Source organism: Citrobacter sp. VF227 (genome assembly GCF_052950715.1).
On sequence record NZ_JBRFVF010000357.1, the window covers coordinates 1 to 476 of the forward strand.

A 476-nucleotide genomic window follows, 5' to 3' on the forward strand; every position below is an offset into this window, starting at 1 on the left:
GGATGAAGATGCCGATCAGCCCCAGCAGCAGGGTGCCGACGGCGCCGGCGAGGATCACGCCGAAGTGCGCCAGCACCTCGCGCATCACCTCACCGGTGAAATGCAGGCCGATGGCGCTGGCGACGATCCACTGCCCCACCTGCCGGCCGCGCGGCACTTCGCTCACCAGCCAGCCGCTGCAGCGCACGGCGATCACCGCCAGCAGCGTGCCGACCATCCACGGCAGCGGCCAGTTGGCCAGGCTCGCCAGCCAGCCGCCGAACGCACCGATCAGCGGCGTCGCCCACCAGGCCGGCAGCCGCTGGCGCATATCAGGCCTGTGCCTCGACCGCGTTGCCGCGACGACGCTTGAGGTACCAGCGCAGCCCCGGCATGGCCAGCATCGCCACGGTCAGCCCCCACAGTGCCAGGGTGATCGGGCTGCCGTAGAGAATGCCCAGCTCACCGTTGGAGATCGACAGCGCGCGGCGCAGGTT

1 protein-coding gene is annotated in these 476 nt (G+C 70.8%); it reads right to left on the reverse strand.

The window, feature by feature from the left end; genetic code table 11:
• Positions 1–310 (reverse strand): AbrB family transcriptional regulator (locus ACU8YC_RS26735; RefSeq protein ID WP_446896225.1); only part of this gene is annotated, 310 nt, incomplete at its 3' end.
• Positions 311–476: the final 166 nt, after the last annotated feature.